The sequence below is a fragment of the Marilutibacter chinensis genome (assembly GCF_021725675.1).
In the GTDB taxonomy this organism is placed as follows: Bacteria; Pseudomonadota; Gammaproteobacteria; order Xanthomonadales; family Xanthomonadaceae; genus Marilutibacter; species Marilutibacter chinensis.
The window spans coordinates 974,304-996,177 of sequence record NZ_JAKJPO010000001.1; the positions used below are offsets into that span (position 1 = coordinate 974,304).

General features: G+C 61.4%; 29 protein-coding genes and 1 pseudogene. 6 read left to right on the forward strand and 24 right to left on the reverse strand.

Annotated features, from left to right (window positions below):
- Nucleotides 1-97: 97 nt before the first annotated feature.
- The 11 genes from L3V18_RS04210 to L3V18_RS04255 form a co-directional block, all read right to left on the reverse strand.
- Nucleotides 98-583, reverse strand: coding sequence for a hypothetical protein (locus L3V18_RS04210; protein ID WP_237053339.1), 486 nt, complete (start codon nt 581-583; stop codon nt 98-100).
- A gap of 72 nt (nt 584-655) precedes the next feature.
- Nucleotides 656-1,393, reverse strand: coding sequence for a hypothetical protein (locus L3V18_RS04215; RefSeq protein WP_237053340.1), 738 nt, complete (start codon nt 1,391-1,393; stop codon nt 656-658).
- A 16-nt stretch (nt 1,394-1,409) separates the two neighbouring features.
- Complete coding sequence (locus tag L3V18_RS04220; protein WP_237053341.1) at nt 1,410-1,667, reverse strand: hypothetical protein; 258 nt, start codon at nt 1,665-1,667, stop codon at nt 1,410-1,412.
- A 160-nt stretch (nt 1,668-1,827) separates the two neighbouring features.
- A complete protein-coding gene (locus L3V18_RS04225; protein WP_237053342.1) occupies nt 1,828-2,424 on the reverse strand; it encodes a hypothetical protein in 597 nt (198 codons plus the stop codon).
- 257 nt (nt 2,425-2,681) lie between these two features.
- Nucleotides 2,682-3,179: an ankyrin repeat domain-containing protein gene (locus L3V18_RS04230; protein WP_237053343.1), complete on the reverse strand. Its 498-nt coding sequence runs from the start codon at nt 3,177-3,179 to the stop codon at nt 2,682-2,684.
- The gene (locus L3V18_RS19390) at nt 3,166-3,510 is read right to left on the reverse strand and encodes a ribbon-helix-helix domain-containing protein (protein ID WP_425493458.1); all 345 of its coding nucleotides are present in this window, start codon (nt 3,508-3,510) and stop codon (nt 3,166-3,168) included. The genes L3V18_RS04230 and L3V18_RS19390 overlap by 14 nt, the downstream gene beginning before the upstream one ends.
- Nucleotides 3,511-3,520: 10 nt before the next feature.
- The gene (locus L3V18_RS04235; RefSeq protein WP_237053344.1) at nt 3,521-3,724 is read right to left on the reverse strand and encodes a hypothetical protein; all 204 of its coding nucleotides are present in this window, start codon (nt 3,722-3,724) and stop codon (nt 3,521-3,523) included.
- A gap of 28 nt (nt 3,725-3,752) precedes the next feature.
- On the reverse strand, nt 3,753-4,166 hold the full coding sequence (locus L3V18_RS04240) for a hypothetical protein (protein ID WP_237053345.1): 414 nt from the start codon (nt 4,164-4,166) through the stop codon (nt 3,753-3,755).
- A 266-nt stretch (nt 4,167-4,432) separates the two neighbouring features.
- The gene (locus L3V18_RS04245; RefSeq protein ID WP_237053346.1) at nt 4,433-4,900 is read right to left on the reverse strand and encodes a hypothetical protein; all 468 of its coding nucleotides are present in this window, start codon (nt 4,898-4,900) and stop codon (nt 4,433-4,435) included.
- Between the two features lie 60 nt (nt 4,901-4,960).
- Nucleotides 4,961-5,323, reverse strand: coding sequence for a hypothetical protein (locus L3V18_RS04250; RefSeq protein WP_237053347.1), 363 nt, complete (start codon nt 5,321-5,323; stop codon nt 4,961-4,963).
- Nucleotides 5,320-6,180: a hypothetical protein gene (locus L3V18_RS04255; protein WP_237053348.1), complete on the reverse strand. Its 861-nt coding sequence runs from the start codon at nt 6,178-6,180 to the stop codon at nt 5,320-5,322. The genes L3V18_RS04250 and L3V18_RS04255 overlap by 4 nt, the downstream gene beginning before the upstream one ends.
- A gap of 116 nt (nt 6,181-6,296) precedes the next feature.
- Here L3V18_RS04255 and L3V18_RS04260 point away from each other — a divergent pair, with 116 nt between their 5' ends.
- Complete coding sequence (locus tag L3V18_RS04260; RefSeq protein ID WP_237053349.1) at nt 6,297-6,638, forward strand: helix-turn-helix domain-containing protein; 342 nt, start codon at nt 6,297-6,299, stop codon at nt 6,636-6,638.
- Between the two features lie 26 nt (nt 6,639-6,664).
- Entirely contained in the window at nt 6,665-7,039 is a 375-nt protein-coding gene (locus tag L3V18_RS04265) for a hypothetical protein (RefSeq protein ID WP_237053350.1), read from the forward strand.
- A 21-nt stretch (nt 7,040-7,060) separates the two neighbouring features.
- Here L3V18_RS04265 and L3V18_RS04270 read toward each other — a convergent pair whose 3' ends face one another.
- Nucleotides 7,061-7,846: a DUF6988 family protein gene (locus L3V18_RS04270; RefSeq protein WP_237053351.1), complete on the reverse strand. Its 786-nt coding sequence runs from the start codon at nt 7,844-7,846 to the stop codon at nt 7,061-7,063.
- 694 nt (nt 7,847-8,540) lie between these two features.
- On the reverse strand, nt 8,541-9,956 hold the full coding sequence (locus tag L3V18_RS04275) for a DUF6035 family protein (protein WP_237053352.1): 1,416 nt from the start codon (nt 9,954-9,956) through the stop codon (nt 8,541-8,543).
- 234 nt (nt 9,957-10,190) lie between these two features.
- Between L3V18_RS04275 and L3V18_RS04280 the strand changes: the two genes are divergently transcribed.
- A complete protein-coding gene (locus L3V18_RS04280) occupies nt 10,191-11,321 on the forward strand; it encodes a hypothetical protein (protein WP_237053353.1) in 1,131 nt (376 codons plus the stop codon).
- Here the strand turns inward: L3V18_RS04280 and L3V18_RS04285 are convergent.
- The 8 genes from L3V18_RS04285 to L3V18_RS04320 form a co-directional block, all read right to left on the reverse strand.
- Nucleotides 11,287-11,472 carry a hypothetical protein gene (locus L3V18_RS04285; protein WP_237053354.1) on the reverse strand — a complete coding sequence of 62 codons (186 nt, stop codon included), beginning with the start codon at nt 11,470-11,472 and terminating at the stop codon, nt 11,287-11,289. The genes L3V18_RS04280 and L3V18_RS04285 overlap by 35 nt on opposite strands.
- On the reverse strand, nt 11,469-11,660 hold the full coding sequence (locus L3V18_RS04290) for a hypothetical protein (RefSeq protein ID WP_133320383.1): 192 nt from the start codon (nt 11,658-11,660) through the stop codon (nt 11,469-11,471). The genes L3V18_RS04285 and L3V18_RS04290 overlap by 4 nt, the downstream gene beginning before the upstream one ends.
- On the reverse strand, nt 11,657-11,881 hold the full coding sequence (locus L3V18_RS04295) for a hypothetical protein (protein WP_237053355.1): 225 nt from the start codon (nt 11,879-11,881) through the stop codon (nt 11,657-11,659). Before L3V18_RS04295 ends, L3V18_RS04290 begins: the two co-directional genes overlap by 4 nt.
- Entirely contained in the window at nt 11,862-12,236 is a 375-nt protein-coding gene (locus tag L3V18_RS04300; RefSeq protein WP_237053356.1) for a hypothetical protein, read from the reverse strand. Before L3V18_RS04300 ends, L3V18_RS04295 begins: the two co-directional genes overlap by 20 nt.
- Before the next feature lie 188 nt (nt 12,237-12,424).
- A complete protein-coding gene (locus L3V18_RS04305; RefSeq protein WP_237053357.1) occupies nt 12,425-12,616 on the reverse strand; it encodes a hypothetical protein in 192 nt (63 codons plus the stop codon).
- 50 nt (nt 12,617-12,666) lie between these two features.
- Complete coding sequence (locus L3V18_RS04310) at nt 12,667-12,873, reverse strand: hypothetical protein (protein WP_049408821.1); 207 nt, start codon at nt 12,871-12,873, stop codon at nt 12,667-12,669.
- A 411-nt stretch (nt 12,874-13,284) separates the two neighbouring features.
- The gene (locus L3V18_RS04315; RefSeq protein WP_237053358.1) at nt 13,285-13,746 is read right to left on the reverse strand and encodes a hypothetical protein; all 462 of its coding nucleotides are present in this window, start codon (nt 13,744-13,746) and stop codon (nt 13,285-13,287) included.
- A 2-nt stretch (nt 13,747-13,748) separates the two neighbouring features.
- Nucleotides 13,749-14,630, reverse strand: coding sequence for a PDZ domain-containing protein (locus L3V18_RS04320; RefSeq protein ID WP_237053359.1), 882 nt, complete (start codon nt 14,628-14,630; stop codon nt 13,749-13,751).
- Nucleotides 14,631-14,834: 204 nt separating this feature from the next.
- Here L3V18_RS04320 and L3V18_RS04325 point away from each other — a divergent pair.
- The 3 genes and pseudogenes from L3V18_RS04325 to L3V18_RS04335 all read left to right on the forward strand — a co-directional run.
- Nucleotides 14,835-17,585: pseudogene (locus L3V18_RS04325) on the forward strand (UvrD-helicase domain-containing protein); the annotation flags it as partial.
- Nucleotides 17,586-18,236: 651 nt separating this feature from the next.
- Nucleotides 18,237-19,088: an HNH endonuclease gene (locus tag L3V18_RS04330; protein ID WP_237053360.1), complete on the forward strand. Its 852-nt coding sequence runs from the start codon at nt 18,237-18,239 to the stop codon at nt 19,086-19,088.
- A complete protein-coding gene (locus L3V18_RS04335) occupies nt 19,085-19,906 on the forward strand; it encodes a GIY-YIG nuclease family protein (RefSeq protein ID WP_237053361.1) in 822 nt (273 codons plus the stop codon). Before L3V18_RS04330 ends, L3V18_RS04335 begins: the two co-directional genes overlap by 4 nt.
- 151 nt (nt 19,907-20,057) lie before the next feature.
- On the opposite strand, the gene L3V18_RS04340 is transcribed toward L3V18_RS04335, so the two are convergent.
- The 3 genes from L3V18_RS04340 to L3V18_RS04350 are packed head-to-tail and all read right to left on the reverse strand — an operon-like array spanning nt 20,058 to nt 21,864.
- Entirely contained in the window at nt 20,058-20,456 is a 399-nt protein-coding gene (locus tag L3V18_RS04340) for a hypothetical protein (RefSeq protein WP_237053362.1), read from the reverse strand.
- Between the two features lie 26 nt (nt 20,457-20,482).
- On the reverse strand, nt 20,483-21,322 hold the full coding sequence (locus L3V18_RS04345) for a hypothetical protein (protein ID WP_237053363.1): 840 nt from the start codon (nt 21,320-21,322) through the stop codon (nt 20,483-20,485).
- A 20-nt stretch (nt 21,323-21,342) separates the two neighbouring features.
- On the reverse strand, nt 21,343-21,864 hold the full coding sequence (locus L3V18_RS04350; RefSeq protein ID WP_237053364.1) for an H-NS family nucleoid-associated regulatory protein: 522 nt from the start codon (nt 21,862-21,864) through the stop codon (nt 21,343-21,345).
- Nucleotides 21,865-21,874 lie beyond the last annotated feature (10 nt).

Genomic DNA, 21,874 nt, shown 5'->3' on the forward strand with positions numbered 1-21,874 from the left:
ACTATCCATCATCAGTTACCCATAGTCTGCCACCACCCAGCTTGTCAGTTCTCGCTTTCAGTCACCCTCAAGGAAGCGGATAGCTAGCTCATGTCCTTTATACGTGGCCGCAAACCTCCTGCACCTTATCCATCCAGGCACTCTGCCCCGCGGAAGCCTGAGCCGTGAGCGGGCCCAGCCCGCGGATGAAGCGAAGAGACGCCAGCTGGGTGTCGTCCTGGGGCCAATACGGGCCGTCGGGGGAGAAGACGAAATGATCGCCCTGGAGCGCCCCGCAGGTGGTGCAGTGGTGGGCCAGGTAGACCTGCCCCGAGGAGCGGGTGGACGCGTAGCGAAGCCAGGGTGCGTGGCCAGTTACGAAAGCGGTGGCGCTCTCATCCAGTTGCTCGATGTAGCGCAGCAAGGCGCCCCCGCCCTGGTCAGTCACGCCTTCTTCGTCGCGCTCCTCGAAGGACGGCACCCACACCGCCGCCGTGGGCGTTTGGGCGTGGCAGAAATGGCAGGAGGTCTGACCGAGCAGCAGACCGTAGGCCGGGGCGTGGAGGAAAACGTCGTCGTGGTCGGAGGCAGCGTCGATACTCATACATCCATTGTGCCCGCAGTCGCATCAGATGTTGAGGGGAGAAATCTCCCCTCTAGGCCATCTGGCACTGAGTCAATCGCTCTTGAACTTTGCTTCCATGAAAGCCATGGTTTCAACGACATCCTTCTCAGATACTGCTGTGAGGAGACGATCCTTGACAGCATCGCTTTCGCTTTCTGTCATCCCCAGCTCCGCGGCGTAAGAAACAATTGACGAACTGATCTTGGAATTGTTCCCCTTGTTGTCTCCAACAATTCTTATCAACTTATCAAGCGCTGCCTTTGAATCTCCCTGCCCCCCTAACGCGAGGTAGAGCCCAGCCACATATTCCAGATACTTCTTGGGAAAGTTGCCGATCTTGTCTGGCTTATGACCGTGCCCTGCATGCCCATGTGGGGGACGGTAAGAGTGCTCTTTCCCCATCTTGATAAAGGTGTGGGCATAGGAATCACCATAGGCATGTATCATCAGCCCAACCCGCCAGTCCGGCTCACCTCGCTGGATTGCTTCGGCAACAAGCTGCTTAAGGTCCCCACGCCTTCTCAGGACCTGCTCTTCCTTTCCACCATGAATGGAATGGAGGATTTTCATGATGTCAGCGGAATACTTTTCCCATAGCGAGTTCCATGCGGCGCTTACAGCCGTGAACCTCCTATTGGCGTCGGGCACCTGACAACCCCATGCAAGCTCCAGCGCACGGGACACGGGCAGACCAGCCAGCCTTGCGACAACAAACGTTGTATACAAATGCCCGTCGATCTCGTAAAGCATGTGCGCAGCACCTGCTGGCGACAAGATATTCTTCTGCATAGACTTTCCCCGGTTGTCAGCTCGCCCCCATGGCAATGAGCCGATGCGCATTTATATCGGAAGTTCGCTCAACTTTCTCTGCCCCTCGCTTCATCCAGCCCACGGCCCTGTATTGCTCGGGCGTCAGTAGCTTCCTGACGCCCAGCCATTGGGTCAGGTGGTAATGGCCGATAGTGTGCGGGTATCTCTGGATGCCTTCGTGCAGAAGCTTTGGCAGGTAGCACACCTCGCCGTCGGTGCGCTCGTAAGCGAAATAGTAGTGCCGCGTTGCCATGGCGGCCTCAGGACGCCCAGGTGGCGTTTTCGATGGCGTCCGAAATGCGAGCACCGAGTAAAATGCCTAGGGGAAGCACGATGGGAGCAAGCATGGCGAGGATGGAAAGGCTCATGACTGTCGGTCCTGGTGGTGGTGGCATTGTCGTGAGAGTTCCAGACTAGGCTGCGAAGAGCTCGCCTTGGGTGGCCGGCATCAGCTTTTCGATCTCAGCCAGGCGAGTCAGCAGGCGATCGCGTTCGGCTTCGAGTGCAGCGCGGTCAATACTTACAGCCTCCTTCTCGATGCTGATCCAGTCCTTGCCTTCGCCCACCAGGCGGCGTGCGGTGACGCCCGGGAAGTCGCGAATGAGGACCACCGCGTGGCCGTCCTTCACCTTAGTCGTCCAGTTCTTCATTGAACCGCCCGAAGTGAATCCACCTTCTACGATGACGATGCCGGGGGAAAGGGTGGCGCCGCTGTCGCGACCGGTGGCCCGGGCAATTGGGCGGCCCCAGATGGTGATCGGTCCTTGCCCGGCATCGTCGTCCCCGTCCAGAGTTACGCGAACGGTGCAGGTGTCGGTCGTGATGCCGTCGCAGCCGTAGATCGCCATTAACGTCTTACGAACCCGCTGCTCATTGAATACGTCGAACACCCACTCTCCACCAGTATATTTTCCGCTCAGTTTCTCGCGAGCATCTTTCACAAAGGCCTCGTTCCAGGGGGAGCGCACGTAGACACTGCCATTTTCGACGCGGACGGTAACGTTACTCATAGTATTTCCCTTGTTTTATTGATCGGCGTTATTGCCTTCCTACAACTCCAAGGTAGATCGCCATGCAATTTTGTCCAGATCGTTTATGGATCTTTTTTTGACTAAACTGAAAAACTGCGGCCTAACGAAGCAAATATTCCTAACAACAATGTCGCGCCGATGACGTTGCTTCTCCCCGGCTCTTTTCCCCATCGATGCTTTATCAGATCACCGGCTGCGAAGCAGTCGGTGTCGGCGCTGCGCTGTTGCTTCTGTTTTTACAGACGCGGCCGTGTTACCGACGGCGTTTCGTCCGCCTCCACCAGTGCGTGGTGCAGCATGTTTGCTCGCTTTTCTGCTTCGATTTCTGCAACTACGTCTGGCATTGCTTCACGAAGCGTGCCCGTGGCCCAAAACGGACTGCCACGATGCGGGTTTCCACCGAGCCGCAGCAGGATCCGAGCGGTCTGCTCCATCCGTTGGCGTTCCGCTTGGTCTTCGCTGGCCTGGTAGTCAGCAGCCAATTTCTCCAAGGGCCGTTCGCTCCAGTAGTTCCGCGCGTGCGGTTCCGCGCCTGCCTCAATCAGGGCTTCGACGATGCGCGGCCAGGTCAATGCCGAGTGGATGGCCGCGCCTTCGTTCTCGCGCCACGCGTTGGGATTCGCCCCCTCCCGGAGGGCCTGCAGCACGACAACCAGGTTTCCATCGACGCAGGCGTGGATGAGCTCAGCGCTGGGACTGCCGGGTGGCGGTGGTGTGCGATCAATGGAGGGCATGGTGCTTTTTCAGAGTTCCCCTGACGATCTGGCGCATGACTTCGCCCCGGGTTAGGCCTAAGGCCTTAGCTAGCGTGTCGATTCCCTCAACGATGTGCTGGGGTGCCTTTGTCTGGGGCAACCGATCGCCGCCCGCGTGAGCCATTCGCTTTGGTGACAACAGGAAAGGTTGGCGAAAGTAGAGCGCCAGGATTTGTCGGAGGGCCTCAGGCATGGAAATTCCCGCCTGGTCGGCGAGTTGCCGGAGCTGTTCGGCATCGCGCGCGTCCACGTGGGCCGTCGGGAGGCGGCCCGTGGGTTGGTCCAGGCGGGGGTTGCGCAAGGGCAGCATTGACAGCCCCTTAGACCGCCGCGGCTTCGCGAACGGTGGCGATGGCTTTCCACCGGTTGAAGGCGGCGCCCGCGAAATAGAGCGCGTCCACCAGTTCTTCCGCGGCACCCCTTGCGCGCAGTTCGGCGTTGCCGCGGGCAAAGCCGGCCAGGATGGCGTAGCGCTCCTGATCATTCGTGGCGTTGTTCATAGATTGGGCGATCTGGACGTTCATGAGTTGGTTCTCCGTTGTGGGTGGTGAGTTAGAGGCGCGAAGGTTGGTGATTGAAGGTGGCAACAGGCAGCTTTTCGTCGAGCACGGCATCCAAGCCCAGTCCGTGGATCAGTGCTTCAGCTTCCTCACTGTCGAAGTCCTCAATTCCGGCCTTCTTGAGCTCACGCTTGATGAGCAAGACCACCTGATGATCCGCATCCTCGAGACGCTCGCAATGGGCCAAGGAACGGCAAGCGAGGTTGTAAGAATTAGGGAACGAACGGGATGGCGAGCGGACGGCGCCCATCACCTCCTCGTCCTTTCCCTCGGGATACCAACGTCCGCCCTTGTCGAACTTACCTTCGGGGTGCTCCAGACGAGCCTGGCGACGCTGGTAACGCCGCAGAGCAGAGGTTGCCTTCAACAACTCGTGGGGTTTGATGGCGATGATCTTCTTTTTCATGACGATTACCTGGATAGTTCGGAGGGCGTGATTTCCTCTCCACAATTTCAAGGTAGATCGCCATGCACGTTTGTCCAGATCTTCTATGGATATTTTTTTGACTAAAGTGCAAAACTGCGGCCTGGCGAAGCAAATATTCCTAACAACAATGCGGCGCCGAAGGCGAAGTGCCTTCCACCGCCAGGTGGTGCTTTTCAGATGCTTTTCGCTGGGCACAAAAAAGCCCCCTTTCGGGGGCTTGAAGTAGCTCACTTGCTCTTATGCACTCAGATGCGCGTGGCCCGCACGAAGCGCGTCAGGTAGCCGGTCACGAGTGGCACGACGGTGTAAAGGACCGCAAACGGTAGCAGGGCGATGGACGCAATGGCCTTCACCGCTTCTGGTGCTGCAGGCGTGAACGCTGCGAAGAACAACACCACATGGACCACGAAGACACCCAGCAGCCCCAACAGGAGGCCCTTGAGAAAGCCCCCCTTCTGCCCGGTCTGGTCATACAGTCCCCAGCGCGAGGCGCGGAAGCGCGCCGCCCGCCAGTTCATCCAGGTCAGAACGGCCAGCACACCGAAAAGGGCAGCGCTCGCGAGCAGCGCAAGAGCCACGCCGAAGGGGTGCCCATTGTTTTGGCTGATCTCCTGCGCCCCGCCCAAAGCCAGCAGGGCAGCACCGCCCAGGATGACGTAGGCGGGCAGCAAAGCGCCCCAGTTCATGTGCTGCGACGTCGATTTCATGTTCATGTGGACCTCCGTAATGGGTTGCTTCCCCTACTCATACCGCGTTCTGGCGAACTGGCAAGGTCAGCTCTTCTTCTGCGCGCTGATCGGCACCCACGTGTTGTTCTGCTTGGCGAACGTGATGTCGAACTCCGCCGGCACCGGAACCGGCTCGGGCTTCATCTGCACGCCGCCGTGGAACCCCACCAGGTCCAGCGTGCCACCGGTCACGCAGGTGACCCGTTCGGGGCCAATGGACGTGCAATCCACCTTCAGGTCGTCCCAGCCACGGACCTCCATCCGCTGCCCCAGCTGGGCGACCAGATTCGCATTCAGGTGGGTTTCGTAGGCCTTGGCTACCTGCTCTGCCGAGGGCATGTCTGCCTTGCTCCCGCACGCTGCCAGCGACAACGTCAGTAGTGCCACTGCGATTGCTGCGTTCTTCATGCGCCTGCTCCCTGCTTCTTGGTGAGATCCACTTCGATCGTTTCGTTGCGGTAACCGACGCGCACCCGCTCCACGGTCACGTCCATCTTCGGCACGGTGTTCTCGACCCACACGCGGTTGACGGAGAAGACCACCAGGTCATCGCGGGCGTCGCGGCCTTGCCGAGCGAGGTTGGCCGCCTCGGTTGCGTCCATGCGGATCAGCAGCTCGTAACGCCCGGCGTGGGGTGGACTGGAGACACCCGTGTGGGTGACCCGATGCCAGGGCACGAAGCCTTTGCCCGTCACCGACAACCCCGAGGCGGAGATCTGCGGCATGGGGACGTAGACCTCCATGACACCTCGGTCAGCGTTGTATTCGATGCCTCCCAGCGACACGAACTGCGGGCGCACGGCGAACCGGCGCGTGGTCTTGAACTTTTCCAGTCGCGCGTCGAACGCTGGCCCATAGCGGCGTTCGATGGCGTCCGCTTGCGTCTTCTCAATCCCGTTGGGGCCGTTGATCTTCGTGTCGGCCACCCACCACTGGTAGAGGCACCACTGGCGACGCTTGGCGTCCTGGCGGTAGTCCGAGTGCGCCATCGCGAGCAGGTCCGTGTCGCACATGTCCGAACCCGCCCCACCGGTTGCTGTCTGGCCCACCCGGAGGTGCTGCGCCCCCTCCAGCGTCTCTTGGTCCAGATCCCAATACGTTCCTGCTGGATCCAGGTAGGGACTGCGAGCCTTCTCTGCAGCCACCCGGGGTGTGTTGCCCAGGGCTCGCCCTATCGTGTCTAACAAGCCTTTTCCGTCACCGGCCTGCGCATGGCATGCAAAGGCCAGCGCTGCTGCGCCAGCCACGAACGTCCACTTCTTCACTGGAACCCCCTGTCGGTCCAATTGGCCTTGTTGGCCTATTTGCCATATTGGCAAATGCGATGCACACTTGGAAAGGTCAAACTGGCGGGCCGAGTCAGCCACCGTTCTGCCAGCCTATGCCCGCCCCTTTGCCTGCCGCAACAACCCTGGGCCGCCGCCTTCGACAGGCGCGCTTGGCCAGAGGCTGGACCCAGGCGGAGCTCGGCGAGCGGCTTGGGCTGGAAGACGGCAACTCGGGCGCGCCGCGGGTTTCGCGATACGAGCGCGGAGAAAGGATGCCAGACGAACAGACGATGGAAGCCCTGGCGCAGGCCTTGGACCTGCCGGTGGCGTATTTCCATGCGGCGTCTGACCCTCTGGCGGAAGCCATCTTGCTCATGTCCAAGCTCCCGCTGGAGAAGCAGGAAGAACTGCTGGTCCGGATTCGCGCGTTCACTGCGAAGCTATCGGTGAAGTAGCCCCTCCCACGGAAAGGATTCCGACGATGTGGAAATGGATTTCCCGCCTGCTCTCTCCCAAGAACCCACCCGCCGCCCACCCACTGCCTCCGGCCGAACTGGCCGCGCTGGTGGACTTGAACATGCTCGACCTCAACCTCGCAGAGGCCCGGGCCTTGCTGCAGCAAGATGATCCACTGCCTGCGGCGATCAGGCAGCGCCTCGAAACCTTCTCGCTTGCCGCCAACGCCTTGGCCTCCCAGGTGCCATCGCCCGGAAGAAGGTCTTCCCACTGGTGCACCCTCCGCCGCTCGGCCCGCCAACTCAACGCCGAGTTCGAGTGCTTGAGGGCCGATCTTCATCGCGAGCTCAGGCGTTCTACAACTACCGCCGAAGAAGGAATGAAGACCACACCGGGTTAGCGACCCCGTGCTCGCGCGCAGCTATAGCGCCAGCTCGCCCACCCTTGCTGTTCGCTGCTCCATGTAGCGACCCATGTGGCCGGCTACCCGCGAGACCACCTCATTGATATCGTAAGCACCCACCCCAGTGGCCGTCAGCGCCGCGATGATGCAGAGGTTGGTCGTGGCCACCGTGTTGACCGTCGTCTGAAACAGGATGGCCGCGGGGACGTGCGCCCCTATCTGCCCGTTGGGGTCCTCATACATCACCCGGATGGCCTTGCCCCCGTGGACCAGTCCGCAGAGGGGATCCCAGGCGTTGGTCACCATGCGGGCCAGCTTTTGCGGCCCATCGTCTTGCCCGAGTCGAGCTACCGTGGCTTCGACTTCCGCCGCTAAGTCCTTCAGACGGATGGGCACCCACTTTCCCTTCTCGTTCTTCCGCCGGGGACCGCTGTCCTCATCGAGGAAGTCCCGCAACTGCTCGTCGTCAGCGATGAACTGGACGAATACCGCACGCAGAAACTGTTCGATCTGCGATCGATGCAAACCCAACGCAACCGCGGGCAAGTCGATGGGGTGGGTTTCCAGTAGGAACAGCAGAGCCCGGCCGTAGTCCATGGAAGCGCGAAGCAGCTGGAACGTCACGCGGTGGCGCTCACTGTTCGGTGGAATGTGAAGCTGCTCCATGCCCGCCATGTTGGCTTCCAAGGCGGCTCGGGCCTCACTGGCTTCGCGGGAGATGTCTTGATCAGTGGGTTGCCGTCGGCGATGGCGCATTGCGCCCAGCGCTGCCTGGATGCCCTGATTCAACGCGTCATTGCTCATGCCACTGACCTGCCAAGAGGACAATTCAACAGATGCGTAAGCGCAGCCGCCCTATCCTCCCAGCGGTCCACGTTCCAGGATGGGTGGTAGACCCAGGTCATCCACGCCGCCCCACCATCGTAACCAAGGGACCACACCTGCCGCATTTCCAAGTATCGGCGCCGCCGTCCTTCGGAATTCACGTGGCGGGCATGGAAGGTGGGCAGGTCTGACTGTTCTCCGTAGTCAAGCATGCGCCACGTGGTGCGCCCGAGCACTAAGACAACGTCAGGACAGAGAATGGGGAGGATGTTCTCGACCAGCACCCGCCCTCCATGCCTGAAGTCAGCGCTTAACGGGCGGTGCCCCGAAGCAGTGCCCGCGAAACGCTGCGATAGGTTGCAAAAGGCGACACGCTGCCAGGCCTCAGCGGCCTCCATTAGCGATGGTGCTCTCTTGCCCGTCAGTAAGCGATCCAATTCATCGAAGAACTTCCCACCTCCCTTCCGCTCGGGAGTCTCCATGTCGCTGAATGTCTCGCGAGTGAAAGAACGTGTTATGCCCTCATCAACCGTTGAGCCTTCCTTTCGGTAGTGGGACTCCCCCAGCAAAAGCAATCGGCGCCCAGCGAATCCCTTCAGATAGCGACGTCCCACGTAGGGCAGAAAGGAGATCTCCTCAGGCCAGTCTTTCACGCCCAGCAGTGCCGGATCGATCACGGGAGCACCCTCTCACGTTCATTGGCTGCAGTCGAAGGCCTCAAGACACTCTTCGCCAATTGCCTTGGGTCGGCAGCCCACATATCCGCCACTTCGGGGAACAGGCGCATCAATAACCCGTCCCATGTGCGATCGGGCTGAAAGCTGCTCTCGCCCTTGGCCAGGCTGGACAACACGTCCTTCATCTTGCCCTGGAGTTTTCTGGTTCGGTCCTGCTCCAACACGGTCTTCAACTGGCCGTGCGCGCGGAGCATGCAGCGGTAGAACCAGAGCGTCTTGGGCCACACCTTGTGGATGTGATGACCGAGTTCGGCCAAGGTCTCGAACCCGATCCCGATGGGGTTCCCCTGGCCATGCTTGGCCGAGTAGCCGGCCACCAACAGCCGGTCCAGCTCTCCTTGCCCCTTGGCGTATTGAGGCAGGGTGATTCCCACCTGCGCGAACGAGCGGCGCAGTTCATCCCACCGCCGATCACGCTCCTTGTAGTCCTCGATCTCCCCGCGCAGCAGTGCCACATAGAACGTCTCGAAGGCCTCCCGTCGCTTGGCCCAGACCTGATCCTCCCGCCAAGCCTCACGGGCTTGCTCGGCAAGCGCCTTCTGCGTTTCGTAGTCGAAGGCGTAGGCCCTGGGAACGCCGCGGCTGCAGGTGTCGAATGTCAGCTCGTCGAAGGCCACCTCTCGGCGCACCTCCACATCCTCCACCACCCCGTTTGTGAGGCGGGGCTCCAGCCAGGCGCCCTCCAAGTAGAAGCGCCCCTCCCGCTGGGACCGGGCCACCGTTTGCGGGGTGACACGAAAGGCATTGCGGTTGTTCGAGAAGAACAGATCGTCTTCGGCCAACCGGAACTTAGACAAGTCCAGATCCTTGAACAGCCAGAGCATGTGCCCGGTGTTCTCGCGGTAGAACTTCATGCGTTCGGCGATGACGTGCACGAAGGTGGTGGAGAGCTGGATCTCGATGGCCCACCGCTGACCGTTCCGTTGGGTCTGGATGTCGGGCTGGCGCCACTTCGCACCGTCCACGTCCCACCACCGCCGCTCCACTTCGGTGTTGAAGAACGACGGGTCGGCATCCAGGCTGTCCTTCACCCACTGCTTGAAGGCTTTGTGGAGGGCGCCTTCCTTGTGCAGCCCGAACTTGCGGGCCAAGATGGCCTTGGGGGAGTGGCCCTTGCGCCCGGTGCAAGTTTCTCGGAAGCGCGCCGTGAGGTGATCGAAATAGAACCGGATTTCCGTGCGCGCCCGAATCGCCTTGGACCTGACCCCCATCGCATCCTTGCAGTGAGGGCAGACGTAGCGCGGCATTCCGTCCAGCAATTCGAGCTCCGCAGCCAGACGACCGTCCCGGACCACTTCCCCATAGTCCCGGCCTTGCATGAAGTCGTCGAGGGTGAGGGTGTCACCGCTCACCCGGTCCCAGACAAGGTCATGGGAACGCTTCGAGGCAGGAACGTATCGGACGGGACTTTCCATTCCACAACGCTACCGTGCATCCGTCGCAAAAGATGAGACATGCTCGCGCCCACTTCGCCAGCTTGTCGAGACCCGTTCTCATCGCCTAAAAACTGCCTAAAGAAAACGGTTGCCGCCGCCCATTCCGTGGTCTAACTATAGGGCCCTTCGAAATACCAAACGGGGGCGATCATGACGACACAACACGGCTGGCAGCCATGCAGGGCGTGCCACCACCCAGGGCAGGACATTCGCATTGAAGGGGATTGGCACCTGCGGGCCAACCCCGGCTATTGGGGTGCTCAAGCCCCCCGGGTTCTCGTGCTGGGTTTCTCCAAGGGTGCCACGCAGATCGCTGCCGCCGCGGGAGGGCAGTTCGATGCGGTGGCTTTCGCGGGGATGCGCCCCCGCTTGAAGGCGGTGCTGGACGGGCTCGGCCTCGATCTCGATGGGCAGAGTATCGACGAAGCCTTGTCAGCGGGCGGGCGCGCCTTGGGCGCGGCATCGCTGATCCGTTGCGGGCTGTCGGTGATGGAGAACGGGCAGCTCAAAAGCAGTGGCACGATCATGCCCAAGGCAGCCAAGGCACCTTTTCCACTCCAGGCCATGAAGACGTGCATCGGCCGCCACTTGGCCCCTCTTCCGGAGAGCGTGGAAACGGTGGTCATGCTGGGCACCACCGATGCTTACGTGAAGGGGGTGAAAGGCCTGCTGCGCGAGCAGTTCTCTGACTACCAGGACGTCAACGACGTGGCCTTTCGAGCGCAGGGCCGCACTTGGGTGTTCGCATCGCACCCCAGCGGGGCCAACGGCACGTTCGGGGAATGGGTGGCCGGCGATGGGTCGACCGAGTCGGGCCGCAAGCGCTTGTTGGCGCTCGCCGCGCTCGGCAAACCGTCTGACGCCGTCCCATCCCGTGCGTCAGCTCCTGCGCGCGTTTCAGCGACAGAGACTCGGCCTGTCACCACTCCACCACCAGTTCGCCCCACACCTCCTAAGCCCACCTCGCCTGTATCCCAGGCATCGGCTCCCACCCGCCTGGATGCGCGCTTCGCCCAGACCTTTCATCTGGTCAGCAACGAGGGCCGGAAGGTTGTGCCGGTGCGCATGAAGAATCAGGACACCGGCCTGGTCGCCTTTCGCCTGGCGAAGATGGGCAACACCAAGGATGGCCAGCGGGAAGTCACCGACGAAGCCGAACTGCTGCGATTGTGCGAGACCGGGCAATACCAGGTCAGGGCGCAGCCGTTGGACAAGTCGGGTCCCGCGAACTTCGTTCGCCCCCTGCTCAACCACCGGATCGTGAAGTCACCGGCGGCTTGATGGGGGCTCCCCTGTCCTTCATGCCCTCCGTCAGCAGTTCGCGGACGAGTTCGCTGACGTGCTTGCCCTGCTCGGTCGCCAGAAGTTCCATCTGCGCCTTCAGCTCCCTGGGCACGCGCACGGCCATTTGAACGTAGGCCGGCCGGGTCATGGCAACGCCAAGGACAGCACCACCGCCACGGCCAGGCCCGCAATGATCGCGGCTTTCAGGAGTGAACGGCGGCGGGCAACACCCGTCTGTCGCTTCGCGCTCTTCCAGTGAATACCAGCGATGCAGAAGACGATGAAGAGGAACAGGACCACCCAGGCGGTGGTGACGATGGCACCGAAGGTGATCATGCAGCACCTGCCAGAATCATCGTGGGAAAGATAAGCCACGCGCTGATGACCGAATAACATCCGACAAGGCCAAGCGATGCGTCGCGACGCTGGGCAACGGTCGCATTCGTGTTGGCAACCATGTGACCGCAATAGGCGATCAGTGCCCACCCTTCCATAGGCAAGGAGTAACAGTCCCGCAGGGTGATGGGCTTCAAGGACTTAATCGGCGAAATGGTCATAAGGGCTCTCCTGGTTATCGATACTGCCGTAGGCTGGCGCAGAGTTCAGATGGGCGGCATCCGAATGAAGCATGTCAGCGATGCCTCTCAATACGTCCAGCAATGATTTGCTGTTGCTGGCGTTCGCTTCTGCACGAGCCAGAAATTCCTCCCCCTCGTCTGGTAGGCCTGAACGCACGTCACCGACCTTCTCGCGCATCAAGCTGGAGTCGGGCATGCTCGCGCCGGTCACACGATTCCAATCGCTGGAGAAGCGGTCCACTCCGTCCATGCCCATGAAGAACAGGCAGGCCAAGATGACAACGACGATGACGTTGACAACCCCTTCCCGCGTCACTCTGAAACCGATGAACATGTCTTTTCTCCCCTAGCGTTTCGTTTGTCGGTGTATGACGCTCGTATCCCGTTCGTCATACCTCTGGGATACATCTGCACGACAAACGCGCAAGAGGACCTTGCAGACTAAAGTTGAGAATCGCGAAGCGCCGCTCGCTTCTTTGTTAGGCAAGGACACGAAGAGGGCCCGAAGGCCCCTTGCGTGTATCAGCGCCAACCCCGGTCAACTCGGTCGAGGTCGTAGTCCTCGCCGAACTGAAGGGCCGCGGCTTTCGGCTCCAGATCCGCGTAGCGGGACAGCTCGGCGTCGGTTAGGCCAGCGTCGCCGATGGTGATGGCGAAGTGCGACTGAAGAGCGGCGTTGAAGGCGTCACGCCAGGTCGCGGTGATGGTCGTCATGGGTGTTCTCCTTGAGGAAGAGAAAGGGGCCCCGAAGGGCCCCGTGGCGGTCAGTCTTCCTTGGGTTCGGGCAGGCGCAGGACCACCACGCCGCTCACCGGCACCGCGTTGAGGACGAGGCGGTAGCCCTTGCCGTCCTGGTGCGGCCAGGCCGCGCCGATCTTCGACCAGTTGCTGCGCTTCTCGCCCTGGACTTCGTATTCCTCGACCAGGAAGGCGTCGAGGCGGTCGTTGGCGGGCTGGTTCTTCTTGGCCATGATCTTTCTCCGTTGGGTTCGAGCGGATTGCTCGCGAACCGGTGAAGGAAGCCGTCCAGGCCTTGCAGCACCCCGGCAGCAACGCAGCGGCAGCGCAGGAGCCCAGAGGGGCCGAAACGCAGAGGAGGAGTGCCACGCACTTGCGCAGGGACGAGGCGACCGATCCTGTCGCGATGAAGCAACCGCGCCCAACGGAGCCATGCAATGGCCCCTCCCACCCGCCCTCGCCTCGCTCAGCTGTCGAGGAAAGTCCTGGCGAATCAGCGTTCGAAATCGGGGTGGCTGAACCTGACAAGGGCCGCCTTGGCTTTGCGCTGCCGGCAATGGTGATTTTGGCCGTAGGCCAACCGATACCACCGGGACCAGTGAGGCCGACTTATTCTCTTAACTGGAACACGCGCCGTTCACGCGTCAACGCTGAATGCGGGCCGAGGCACCCTCGCGCGTCCACGCTTCAAAAAACGCCACGGCGGCATCGAAGCCGATTTCCTTGGCGTAGTTGTATCCAGTTATCCCGACCTTCCCATGGAAAGAGCCCGATTCGTATGGGCTCACATTATCAGTCAGCACTAAGCGCTCTACCTCAACTGAATTGCGCCGCTCCAGCGCAAATAGCAGCTCGCCTACTTTACGTAGACGTCGCTGCTGAGATTGATGCCACTTAGCTTCATGGGCTTGATTCACCCGCCCAGAAGCTGAGGCTTCAGGGGAACGCAACACCCCCATTTGTGCCAGGAGCTTGAGGACCTGAGCCAGCACGATCAGACCAACGACGATCCAGAACACGACAGTGAACCCTGTCTCACCGATGGTCTGGAGCAACCACCCCGCAACAAGCAACACGCCAATGACGCCCCAGCTCATGCCTTTCACAGTCAGTCACCCTGCTTCTGCTTCTGCCACCACCCCTGCCCTCCATCCTGCGTGGCCGGCGTCGTTTGAGACTGAGCAGATGGAGAAGCAACAGGCGTGGAAACAGGCGGTGTCACTACGGTGGTATTTTCGACCGGCGTGTTGCTTGGCGCAGGCCGCTTCCTCACGATGATCTCACCCTTGTTGAGCACCTGAAGCTTTGCCTCGCCGATCTGCAAGAAACCGAGCAACTGGATGGTCGCCGGGCTTTGCTCGGCGAGTGGGACGCCGCCAATGTGGGTGATGACGTCGCCGGGACGCAGTCCGGCTTGCTCAGCAGGCGCGCCCGGCACCAGCGCTTCGATGACAGCCCCGACCTTACGGGTCTTCCGGGTGGGCTTTTCGTAGGCCTGGATGCCTAACGCATTGTGCTCGCCGGGCACCATGCGCCCCTCGGCGAAGGCCGCCACGAGCTGCAGCCCCAAATGGTTCTCGTTGTAGACCACCGGGTTGGTGATCTCCACCGAATTACTGGCGTTGAACATGTTGGTGGCCACGGTTTCAAACTTGTTGCTCACCATCACGTCAGGGCCCATCTGGGCCATCGTGAAGGTCAGGCGCCCCTTAGGCTCCTGCCAGCCGCTGTTCCCCTGCGCCATTTGGACGCCAATGGACTGCCAGAAGGAGAGCGGGAACTCATAGACCATGACGTTCTGGTCCTGCCGGGTCGGGGTTTTCCCCGCCGGCAGCATCATCGCCACGATGGCGTTCTGGACGTCCTGGACGCTGCGCCCTTTAACTGTCACCACCGGTGCCGGCGTCGAACCCAGCTTGGCCGGATCGGCGTGGGCCTGCCCTGCAATCAACGCCATCGCCAACGCGCCGGCCCAGACAAAGTGCCTCATCCCCTTCCCCTATTTTTCGGACCTTGGGCCCGCCCCGGTCCAGTCTACGGGGGCCAGGATGCCTCCGGAAGCTCTCACGGGATGAGATGCGCCGTCGCGGCCCCCCGAGCGACATGACCTCGGCGGCTGCCCGGCTTACCATGGAGTAGCCGGAGGTTGGGGAAGTTTGCGCTGCGGCATACCAGGGGAAACATGGGACAAGGAATGGCAAAGGAATGGGACCCTTCATGGCTGGGCCAGCACCTGACCGGATCATCGGATTGGCGGTTGCGACTGGAGGGCATGGAACTCGTCCTGACGCTGGACGGCCGCACCCACCGGGTCAACGTTGAGGACGCGGCCACTTATCGCGTCCAAGCGGGAACGTTCTGGACGGACATCACCCTCCATCCCGGGCAAAGCAACGAAGCCAAAGCCGACGGATTGCCCAACACCCAAGGTGCATCTCTCGTCCATGCGCTGAAGGTGGCGTTGGCCGACAAGCGCATTCGTGAAAGCGTGGCATTGGTGAAGCGGGCCTTCCAGCAGATCACGAATTGGGAGAAGAACAACACCGAGCAGTTGAAGGCTGCCAACAGCGCACGCCGCTGGTTCACTCACGAAATGCTGGCTGCCCTGAAGGCCGCTCGTCCAGCGATCGACGTGTCTGCCATTCGAGCCTTGCTCTCCGACCCCCAAGTTAGGGCAGGACTGGGCCAGGACGCGGCGAGCCTAGAGTCATCGCTTAAGACGTGGGATAGAAGTCTCGCCGCCGCTGTCTGGTTCCACAACGAAGTCCTTACCGTCTCAGAGCTGGAGGCGTGTAGGGTTCTGTTCGACCGTGTCGAAAGTAAGCCGCTCACCCCGGAACAGGCAAGGGCCGTGGTGTGCTTCGACAACCGCGTGCAGGTGGTGGCCTCGGCCGGCTCGGGCAAGACCTCCACGATGGTGGCCAAGGCCGCTTACGCCATCCACCGCGGGTTCGTGGATCCCAAGCGGATCGTTCTGTTGGCCTTCAACAAGCAGGCCGCTGAGGAGCTCAAGGAGCGTGCCGCCAAAGCCTTCGAGCGGCTGGGCATGGCGGAAGTGACCGTGGAGGCCTCAACCTTCCATGCGTTGGGCCTGCGCCTCATCGGGAAGGCCACCAGAGAAAAACCCGATATACCCGAGTGGGCCACGGACGCAGCCGGGGGGGTGCGCAAACTCACCGAAATCGTGGACGAGTTGAAGGATCGCTCCTCCGAGTTTCGCAACCAATGGGACTTGTTCCGTTTTGTTTTCGGGAAAGACCTGCCGGCCTTTGGCACCCCGGAATCTGCCGACGTCTGGGATGCGCAGGGCAAGGGTGCGCTCGTCACCACTCGGGGTGAGCGTGTCAAAAGCCAGGAGGAAGTGATGATCGCCAACTTCCTGTTCTTGAACGGTGTCGACTACCAATACGAACCCCCCTACCAGCATCGCACAGCCGACGAATCTCACCGCCAATACAGACCCGATTTCTACTACCCCGAGCTGGACCTCTACCACGAGCATTTCGCACTCAACGCCCAAGGCCTTCCCCCACCCGACTTCGAAGGCTATCTGGAGGGCGTCCAGTGGAAGCGACAGCTGCACAAGGACATGGGAACGACGTTGTTCGAGACCACCTCCCACGGTCTTCGGTCCAAGGTTGATCTCCCTCGCCTCGAGGCCGAACTGACATCCCGTGGAGTGGTGATGGATCCCAACCCCGAGCGGGAGATTCCCCAGGGCGGGCAGAGACCCATGGATTCCGTGGAGCTTATCGGGCTCGTTCGCACGTTCATGAGCCATGCCAAAAGCAACTGCCTCACCATTCCCATGCTGCATCAGAAGCTGAGCTCACTTCCTGCAGATGCCTTCAAGCACCGCTATGAAATGTTCCTCGACATTGCCGCACCGATCATGGACGCCTGGGACAAGGCATTGGCCGCGGAGGGCGGAATCGATTTCGAGGACATGCTCAACCAGGCCGCCGAGCACCTGGAGAGCGGTTGCGTGGAATCGCCCTACGACTTGGTGATGGCCGATGAGTTTCAGGATGCATCACGGGCGCGGGCGCGATTGTGCCGCGCGTTGGTCCAGGCGCCGGGCCGGTTCTTGTTTGCCGTGGGAGACGACTGGCAGTCCATCAATCGGTTCGCCGGCGCCGACGTATCGGTGATGACGGGATTCCGGCAATGGTTTGGCCACGGCCAGGTGCTCAAGCTGGAGCAAACGTTCCGTTGCCCCCAGGCGTTGTGCGATGTGTCCAGCGCGTTTGTCTCCAAGAACCCCGCTCAGATTGCCAAACGCGTTCACTCGACGACGCCTCCCCAGGGTCCGGTTCTTCAAGCGTTTCAGGTGGACAGCAAGGAAAAGCTAGCCGATGCAATCGATCGGTTCGTGGTGAATCTGGGCGAACAGGTAAGGGACGGGACGATTCCACCTGGCCGAAACGGAAAGGTGTCGGTTTACGTGCTGGGCCGATACAACGCCGATCGGCAGTATGTGCCCACCAACCAGCACCGCTTCAACCGCTGGGTGGACGTGTCGTTCCTGACCATCCACCGCTCCAAGGGCAGCGAAGCGGACTACGTCATCTTGCCGGAGATGCTCACGGTCCTGAAGGGACGCAGCTTCCCCAACACCCGCGCTGATGATCCCGTGCTGGCCTTGGCCATGCCCGAGGGAGACACCTTCCCGCTGGGCGAAGAACGCCGGCTGTTCTACGTGGCCTTGACCCGTGCCCGGCGCAGCGTGGCAATGTTCACCGCTCGGGGCCAGTGTTCGACGTTCCTTCGGGAACTAGAGGAGGACGGGGCCGTGGTGGTCACCGACACCGAGGGCAAGGCCGTCGAAGAGGAGACTTGTCCAGCATGCAAGCAAGGCGTGCTGGTGCTCCGCACGGGGCCTTACGGAGAATTTCACTCCTGCTCCAACTTCCCCTCGTGCAGCTACAAGCCAAAGCGGCGTGGCGTGGAACCGTCTCCGCTCGCCCCACCACGCCCTGCCACGCGCAGTCGGGCCGTGCCTCGCCCCGCACCGCGTGTTGCAACCCCGCCCCGTCTGCCCCCTGTCTCCGAGGAACCTAAGAAGGGCTCGTTATCGTTCCTGGATAAGGTCAACCACGCGGTGGGAGAGATGTCGCATTCCTTCAATCGCTCCTTCGCGTTGCAGTCGGCAACGACCGAATTGTCACGTCACCTCCAAGCAGAGAGGAGAACGATAGAAACCGCGCTCAAATCTTCTCAACAAGCCTTGGACCTGGAGAACCAGCTGACGGCTAGAGGTCCGGAGTTTCGTGCGCGGTTTGAGCAATCGTATGCCGAACTCCTGAGGGTCCAAGCATCCGGACCGAAGGCGGCCGAAGCAGCGATCGAACGCCATCCCTTGCCGGATTTCAAACGCGTCGGTTCCCACGATCACCCCGAAATCCAGGAGGCGATCTCCGCCAGGGTGGACGGGCTGCGCGAGGATCGCAATGCCTTCTTGTCCACGGCCCACGCCCAACTGGCCCGCAACCCGGCACTGCTGGCGTCCTTCGCTGAAACACTGAGGCAACTGAACGGAGATCACTACTGGGCCACACTCGACCCCCACGGGACACTGAAACGAAAGGCGTAATCAATGCCGCAGACACGCACCAAGCGCGACGGGGTGAAGTATTGGCGGGCAGCCGATGCCATCGCCGAGTTGGGCAGTGCCACCTTGGCTGAGGTCGAGGCATGGGACCGCGCCCACTTCCCCCACGATCCATTGGGAAACGCCCGCGCCGACTTGGAGTTATTCACGGTGAACAGCCCCAGCCGTGCGCATTACAACTATTCGCGCACAAACTGGCGAAGCGACCAGGACCATCCCCACGATCGGTTGTTCAAGGTGGTGGATGTGGGGCCACCACGCCGCACCCGTTACGTGATGTTCAATCCAGCCGCGCATGGGCACTGGAATCTGCTCCAGGGTGACAACAAGAAGTGGCAAGCGGTGCCCTTGGCCCTGGACGACCAGGCGCGGGCAGAAGCTCAAGCGCAAGCCGAGGCTTTCGATGCGCCGCTGAACAACGACCACGACGCCCGTGTGTGGGCAATGCGCGCGGTAGCTCAGCGCCGTGGTCAACCGCTGTTCCGAGCCAAGCTACTGGATGCCTACGGAGGCCGCTGCGCGATCACCGGGTGTTCTGCGGTAGAGGTGTTAGAGGCGGCTCACGTGCTCCCTTACAGGGGCGAGCACACAAACCGTTTGGACAACGGCCTACTCTTGCGTGCTGACCTCCACACGCTCTTCGATTGCGGGCTGCTCTGGGTAACACCCGAGAATACCGTTGCTCTAGCACCATCGCTGCTCACCACCGAATACGCGACCTTGGTTGGCAAGGCCTTGGCCCTACCCTCCGAGTTAGCCTATCGGCCCAACCCAAGCCATCTTGCAGAGCACGCAGCGGCGTGCATGGCCCGTCAAGCCCAATGTTTGCTTCCATGAATCTATTCGACTTGCTCAAGGTATGGGAACCGACCTTCGAGGCTAAGAAGGCCAAGGTCCATCTGGCGCGCTACAACGGCAACGAGCGCCCACTGGACGTGTTCCTGGAGGGCCAGTTCGACGAATGGCAGCGCTGGCAGAACAAGCGAAACTTCCAACGCGAGTTCGTCGTGTCCTTGGTCAGCGCGGGCTCGCCCACGCGCTGGCTCTACGCCGGCCTTTTCCGCTCCCTCGACCACGTCGAGGAGTTCGATCCGAAGCCTCACTTCTATTACACGTTGGAACGGGTTCCCTCGTGCGAGGAATGGGTGGGGCGTCTCTACCTTCAAAGCCGATACACAGAACGCCACTCCTACCCCAAGGGCGAAACACTGGCCGATGACTTAACGGTTACAGAGCTGCTGGCCGAGCGGTTGTCCATTTCAGACTTCCCGGGCTTCAAGGCGGTGAATCTGACCAAGGCGCAATTGGACACCGTGGTGCGCCACCAAACAGCGGCCTGGCGTGCGGCTCTGTCGTCGGTGAAAGGGATCTACGTCATCACCGACACGGACACCGGCCGACTCTACGTCGGCAAGGCATCAGGCGCGGATGGCATCTGGGGCCGCTGGTGCGCCTATGCGGCCAATGGGCACGGCGGCAATGTGGCCTTGCGAAATGAGTTTGGCATCGAGGCCACGGAAGAACGCCGGCACGCTTTGCGCTTCGCCGTCCTGGAAATCGCCGACCTTTCCGCCACCGAGGAAGACCTCTGCGAGCGGGAGAGCCATTGGAAATCCGTCCTGCTGTCACGGGAGCACGGTTACAACCGAAATTAACAACAAGCCCCCTTGCGGGGGCTTCGGTCGTCGGCGCTTGAATGGGGATTCTCGCCCCCGTCCCCCATTGCCGGGTGAAGTGGCCAGGACGACGGGGCCATGGTCCAACAGCGCGTGACCACCTGCCATCAGCTGCCCAACCTAAGTGGGGTCAGACTTCTTCCCGCTCGGCTTCGGATTTTTCCGCCAGCCACTGCTCCACGGTCTTGCCCTTGAGTTCCTCCGCCATGTGACTGGCACACAACATCGGGCCCTCCGAGCGGAAGTTCGCCACCATGTGTGCCGCAAGGATGGCAGCAGTCAACACGTGACGCTTCTGCCGTCCTGCTTCGGACCAGTCGTTGGGCAACGCTTTGAGTGCCACCAGGGCTTCTTGCCCTGACAGGTATTGGATGCAGGTCAGGAACGACCACTGGAGGCCGATCGCTTCGCGAAGGCGAACACCGGCCATCTTCTCGTCGATCTTCCCTTCCACGGCATCGAGAAGCACGTTGGCCGCCACCACGGCTTTTCCCTGCGCGGAGAGCCGACTTTTCTTCTTCGGAAACATCCCCCTCACACTCATCCCCTGTCGCCTTACTCCGGCCATTGTTCCAGTGCTTCGAGGAACCGTTCAATCCCACCCTTGCTCTTCGAGTAGCACCTGGCCACCGGCATGGTGATTTCGGCGTCGGCGATTCGTTGGTGAAGCGCGTTGACCCGACGCTCCCACGCCTTATCAAGCAACACGAGGTCGCAGTAGTCGACCGCGTCCAACGCATGCATCACGTCCAAGGCTTCGTTGTTTGAGATGGGCGCGTTGGGGTCGAGCACCAACTCGCGCAGAAGATCGCCCCCAATGATTTGCTTGCGGGTCCGCATGCCATCGGGACGGGCAGCCTTGGCGTTGCTGCGAAAGACGTCTTGTTCGCGAAGGCGCATCAGGGTGGCCGCCAGCTCGGGAGCCATGTCGTCCAAGACCGCGTTCGTCTGATTCGGGTGCTCATGGACGAGCTGGAACATGCCCCGGAACGTTTCCGGCAAGGATTGCTGCTTGGCCCAGCGCCGAGAAAAGTAGTCGATGTTCCGCTCGTCAGCACGAGGCAGCGAGCGCGTGGCCAAGTCCGTCTCGCCGCGCTTGATCCGCTCTTCGTCCGACTCGGAAAGGAACAGGTAGATTTGCGGAACCACCTGGGCGAGCAATCGCTCGGCGCGCTCACCATGCCGAGCGTCCGTGAGGCGCGCGAATTCGCCCATGCACAACGCAGCAATGAGCCAAGTCCCCTTACGGTCCTTCAACACCTTGGCGAAACGCGCCGACAACTCGTCGCTGTCGGCGATCTCGCGGATGGCAAAGGTGTCCAGGTAAACGGCAGGCCGTTCAAGCCGCTGCGTCCACACCACGTCATCACCGTCGAAAGCGAAGGAGATGGCCACCCCACCTGTCCTCTATCGAGCTACTTGGCGGCCTTTGTCGCCGCCTTCTTGCCAGCCTTCTTCGCGACCTTTTTTGCAGGCTTCTTCACCGTCTTCTTCGCCGCCTTCGCGGCCTTCTTAACGGCCTTGGCCGGTGCTTTCTTCACCGCCCCACTGGCTGGCGGGAACTTCGCGCCAGGGTTGGCCTGGGCCCAGGCCTTGCCCTCGGCGGACTTCGCCCACGCGGCAAACGCCTTGGGGGTCAGCCCGCGGCCCGCCCAGGTTTCCCCGGTCGGCAGTCGATACTTCGGGGCCACCATGCCGAGCTTGCGGCCCTTGCGGGAGGCAGGAGCGGCCTTGGGCGCGCGCGCCGGCTTGTTGTCGAGCGTCTCCCCAATGATCTTAGCCACTTGGCGACGCTGGGCGGGGCTGAGGACTTTCGCGAACTTCTGAAGCACGGCCAGCGCCTTGGGCACTTCACCGTCGCGCTTTTCCACCAGCTTTCGCTGGGCTTCCAGATTCTTGATCTCGGCGTTGATCGACTGCAGGGTGGTCAGGGCCAAGGGGCACCTC

Coding starts and splice junctions, on each gene's coding strand:
- L3V18_RS04285 (WP_237053354.1), bottom strand. CDS start 11,472: ATGACCCGGCCGGCCTACGTTCAAATGGCCGTGCGCGTGCCCAGGGAG.
- L3V18_RS04335 (WP_237053361.1), top strand. CDS start 19,085: ATGAATCTATTCGACTTGCTCAAGGTATGGGAACCGACCTTCGAGGCT.
- L3V18_RS04330 (WP_237053360.1), top strand. CDS start 18,237: ATGCCGCAGACACGCACCAAGCGCGACGGGGTGAAGTATTGGCGGGCA.
- L3V18_RS04230 (WP_237053343.1), bottom strand. CDS start 3,179: ATGCCCTCCATTGATCGCACACCACCGCCACCCGGCAGTCCCAGCGCT.
- L3V18_RS04320 (WP_237053359.1), bottom strand. CDS start 14,630: ATGAGGCACTTTGTCTGGGCCGGCGCGTTGGCGATGGCGTTGATTGCA.
- L3V18_RS19390 (WP_425493458.1), bottom strand. CDS start 3,510: ATGCTGCCCTTGCGCAACCCCCGCCTGGACCAACCCACGGGCCGCCTC.
- L3V18_RS04265 (WP_237053350.1), top strand. CDS start 6,665: ATGTGGAAATGGATTTCCCGCCTGCTCTCTCCCAAGAACCCACCCGCC.
- L3V18_RS04290 (WP_133320383.1), bottom strand. CDS start 11,660: ATGATCACCTTCGGTGCCATCGTCACCACCGCCTGGGTGGTCCTGTTC.
- L3V18_RS04260 (WP_237053349.1), top strand. CDS start 6,297: ATGCCCGCCCCTTTGCCTGCCGCAACAACCCTGGGCCGCCGCCTTCGA.
- L3V18_RS04300 (WP_237053356.1), bottom strand. CDS start 12,236: ATGTTCATCGGTTTCAGAGTGACGCGGGAAGGGGTTGTCAACGTCATC.
- L3V18_RS04310 (WP_049408821.1), bottom strand. CDS start 12,873: ATGGCCAAGAAGAACCAGCCCGCCAACGACCGCCTCGACGCCTTCCTG.
- L3V18_RS04250 (WP_237053347.1), bottom strand. CDS start 5,323: ATGAAGAACGCAGCAATCGCAGTGGCACTACTGACGTTGTCGCTGGCA.
- L3V18_RS04220 (WP_237053341.1), bottom strand. CDS start 1,667: ATGGCAACGCGGCACTACTATTTCGCTTACGAGCGCACCGACGGCGAG.
- L3V18_RS04295 (WP_237053355.1), bottom strand. CDS start 11,881: ATGACCATTTCGCCGATTAAGTCCTTGAAGCCCATCACCCTGCGGGAC.
- L3V18_RS04210 (WP_237053339.1), bottom strand. CDS start 583: ATGAGTATCGACGCTGCCTCCGACCACGACGACGTTTTCCTCCACGCC.
- L3V18_RS04225 (WP_237053342.1), bottom strand. CDS start 2,424: ATGAGTAACGTTACCGTCCGCGTCGAAAATGGCAGTGTCTACGTGCGC.
- L3V18_RS04245 (WP_237053346.1), bottom strand. CDS start 4,900: ATGAACATGAAATCGACGTCGCAGCACATGAACTGGGGCGCTTTGCTG.
- L3V18_RS04340 (WP_237053362.1), bottom strand. CDS start 20,456: ATGTTTCCGAAGAAGAAAAGTCGGCTCTCCGCGCAGGGAAAAGCCGTG.
- L3V18_RS04280 (WP_237053353.1), top strand. CDS start 10,191: ATGACGACACAACACGGCTGGCAGCCATGCAGGGCGTGCCACCACCCA.
- L3V18_RS04305 (WP_237053357.1), bottom strand. CDS start 12,616: ATGACGACCATCACCGCGACCTGGCGTGACGCCTTCAACGCCGCTCTT.
- L3V18_RS04235 (WP_237053344.1), bottom strand. CDS start 3,724: ATGAACGTCCAGATCGCCCAATCTATGAACAACGCCACGAATGATCAG.
- L3V18_RS04215 (WP_237053340.1), bottom strand. CDS start 1,393: ATGCAGAAGAATATCTTGTCGCCAGCAGGTGCTGCGCACATGCTTTAC.
- L3V18_RS04240 (WP_237053345.1), bottom strand. CDS start 4,166: ATGAAAAAGAAGATCATCGCCATCAAACCCCACGAGTTGTTGAAGGCA.
- L3V18_RS04270 (WP_237053351.1), bottom strand. CDS start 7,846: ATGAGCAATGACGCGTTGAATCAGGGCATCCAGGCAGCGCTGGGCGCA.